The sequence below is a fragment of the Pseudarcicella hirudinis genome, assembly GCF_900115665.1.
In the GTDB taxonomy this organism is placed as follows: Bacteria; Bacteroidota; Bacteroidia; order Cytophagales; family Spirosomataceae; genus Pseudarcicella; species Pseudarcicella hirudinis.
The window spans coordinates 1-3,367 of sequence record NZ_FOXH01000028.1 but is presented as its reverse complement, the minus strand read 5'-3'; the positions used below and the strand labels follow the sequence as shown (position 1 = coordinate 3,367).

Genomic DNA, 3,367 nt, shown 5'->3' with positions numbered 1-3,367 from the left:
AAGCCTTGATAACAGTGTTGTTACCAAGGCTTGTTAATAATAATTTGGCACTTACTTACTTTCCCGCATTTGACTGCAGTATCATCAGCGGAACTGGGCTTAACTACTCTGTTCGAGATGGGAAGAGGTGAACACCAGTCCTATCGGTGCCATAAAGTCTTTCAGGTTTATTTTTTATCAACCTCATACTTAATGACTCTAAGGTTCTTTCTCTTGATATATTGTGAAAAATAGTAAACAATCTCCTAAGTAAAATTAAAAAAACAGGAAGCTTTCGGGTAATTAGTACTACTCGACTTTGACATTTCTGCCTTTACATCTGTAGCCTATCAACGTCGTCGTCTACAACGTCCCTCATGGAATACTCATCTTCAGGTCAGTTTCGCACTTAGATGCTTTCAGCGCTTATCTGGTCCCGACGTGGCTACTCAGCTATGCCCCTGGCGGAACAACTGATATACCAGCGGTCAGTCCAACTCGGTCCTCTCGTACTAAAGTCAGAACCTGTCAATATTCCTACGCCCACAACAGATAGGGACCGAACTGTCTCACGACGTTCTGAACCCAGCTCGCGTGCCACTTTAATCGGCGAACAGCCGAACCCTTGGGACCTTCTCCAGCCCCAGGATGTGACGAGCCGACATCGAGGTGCCAAACCTCCCCGTCGATGTGAGCTCTTGGGGGAGATCAGCCTGTTATCCCCAGAGTACCTTTTATCCTTTGAGCGATGGCTGTTCCATACTAAACCACCGGATCACTATATCCTACTTTCGTACCTGATCGACTTGTATGTCTCACAGTCAAGCTCCCTTTTGCTATTGCACTCTACGTACGGTTACCAAGCGTACTGAGGGAACCTTTGAAAGCCTCCGTTACTCTTTTGGAGGCGACCACCCCAGTCAAACTACCCACCAAGCAATGTCCCTATTTAGGTTAGAATTCCAGTACAAGAAGGGTGGTATTTCAACGTTGACTCCATGACGCCTAGCGACGCCATTTCACAGTCTCCCACCTATCCTACACATCCAGTACCAAAACTCAATGCTAAGCTATAGTAAAGGTTCATGGGGTCTTTCCGTCCCGTTGCGGGTAAACGGCATCTTCACCGTTACTACAATTTCACCGAGCTCACGGCTGAGACAGTGCCCAGATCGTTACACCATTCGTGCAGGTCGGAACTTACCCGACAAGGAATTTCGCTACCTTAGGACCGTTATAGTTACGGCCGCCGTTTACTGGGGCTTCAATTCAATGCTTCGCTTGCGCTAACATCCCCTCTTAACCTTCCAGCACCGGGCAGGTGTCAGGCCATATACGTCATCTTTCGATTTTGCATAGCCATGTGTTTTTGTTAAACAGTCGCCTGGGCCATTTCTCTGCGACCTCTCTTGCGAGTAGGCCCCCCTTCTCCCGAAGTTACAGGGTTAATTTGCCGAGTTCCTTAGCCGTGATTCACTCGAGCGCCTTAGAATTCTCTTCTCGACCACCTGTGTCGGTTTACGGTACGGGTTATTATAAAGTATTGATCCACAACTTTTCTTGGAAGCTTCTTCGCTCTCTCGTTTCTGTCTTGCGACTTCTTCTCTAAGGCACTATTCCGTCAGTACCTGAAAACCACGATGCTCCGTCATTGTTTCTCCCTCATAATAAGTACAGGAATATTAACCTGTTGTGCATTAGATTGTCGCTCTCGCTAGACCCTTAGCCCCCGACTAACCCTCAGTTGATTAGCATAGCTGAGGAAACCTTAGTCTTTCGGCGTGTGGGTTTCTCGCCCACATTATCGTTACTTATGCCTACATTTGCTTTTCTGAACGCTCCAGTAAGGCTTGTCGCCTATCCTTCACTGCATTCAGAATGCTCCCCTACCAGTATATATAAATATATAATCCAAAGCTTCGGTACTATACTTGATGCCCGTTTATTATCGATGCCCGCCTCGCTCGACCAGTGAGCTGTTACGCACTCTTTAAATGAATAGCTGCTTCCAAGCTAACATCCTGGCTGTCTCTGCAATCAGACCTCCTTTGTTCAACTTAGTATAGATTTGGGGACCTTAGCTGTTGGTCTGGGTTCTTTCCCTCTCGGACTGGGACCTTAGCACCCCAGCCCTCACTCCCGGATAAATCTCATGCCATTCAGAGTTCGTCAGGATTTGGTAGGATTTGACTCCCCCTAGTCCTATCGGTAGCTTTACCTGCATGAGAATACGTCCGAGGCTGTTCCTAAAAACATTTCGGGGAGTACGAGCTATTTCTCAGTTTGATTGGCCTTTCACCCCTACCCACAAGTCATCCAAATACTTTTCAACGTAAACTGGTTCGGTCCTCCATGTTGTGTTACCAACACTTCAACCTGCTCATGGGTAGATCACAAAGTTTCGCGTCTACTCCCCCTGACTAACCGCCCTATTCAGACTCGCTTTCGCTCCGGCTGCGTGGCTACACCACTTAACCTTGCCAGGAAGAGTAACTCGTAGGCTCATTATGCAAAAGGCACGCCGTCACTGCATCGCGCAGCTCCGACCGCTTGTAAGCGTATGGTTTCAGGGTCTTTTCACCCCCCTACTCGGGGTACTTTTCACCTTTCCTTCACAGTACTAGTTCGCTATCGGTCTCTTGAAAGTATTTAGCCTTACCGGATGGTGCCGGCAGATTCAAAGGGGATTTCTCCTGTCCCCCCCTACTCAGGATACTCCTACGTCTGATAATTTTACTCTTACGGGGCTATCACCCGCTATGGCTTGCCTTCCCAGACAATTCAGATTCCTTATCTTTCTAAAAAGAAGTCCTACAACCCCAGCTTTGCCGTAACAAATCTGGTTTGGGCTAATCCGCGTTCGCTCGCCACTACTTACGGAATCACTTTTGTTTTCTCTTCCTCCGGGTACTTAGATGTTTCAGTTCTCCGGGTTTGCTCTACCTCATTCGAGGAGTGACTAGTCTTCAACTAGCCGGGTTGCCCCATTCGGAAATCTACGGATCAACACTTTTGTGCAGCTCCCCGCAGCTTATCGCAGCTTAACACGTCCTTCATCGCCTTCAAGAGCCAAGGCATCCCCCATACGCCCTTAATTCACTTCCTGTCTGAAGTATATTTAATGCTATATTTCGTTTTTGCTCTTACTCATTCTCTACTATTTCTCACAATATGTCAAAGAACCTTTTATTAATAGCTATAACTATAAATCACTCTATAATCATTCCTACCAATATCGCCAATTAATCTCGTTCGATTAATTTATTAACTTTTACCTACTCCTTCTTTTTACTTAATCCTTCACTCTTGTGGAGAATAACGGATTCGAACCGTTGACCCCCTGCGTGCAAGGCAGGTGCTCTAGCCAGCTGAGCTAATCCCCCATGTT

1 tRNA gene and 2 rRNA genes are annotated in these 3,367 nt (G+C 46.9%); all 3 read right to left on the bottom strand.

Annotation, left to right across the window (positions count from 1 at the left end):
• Positions 1-42: 42 nt before the first annotated feature.
• The 3 genes from rrf to BM179_RS24915 all read right to left on the bottom strand — a co-directional run bounded on the left by rrf (position 43) and on the right by BM179_RS24915 (position 3,362).
• Positions 43-154 (bottom strand): 5S ribosomal RNA (gene rrf, locus BM179_RS24925).
• Positions 155-262: 108 nt separating this feature from the next.
• A 23S ribosomal RNA gene (locus tag BM179_RS24920) occupies positions 263-3,085 on the bottom strand.
• A 203-nt stretch (positions 3,086-3,288) separates the two neighbouring features.
• Positions 3,289-3,362: transfer RNA gene (locus BM179_RS24915), tRNA-Ala, on the bottom strand.
• Positions 3,363-3,367: the final 5 nt, after the last annotated feature.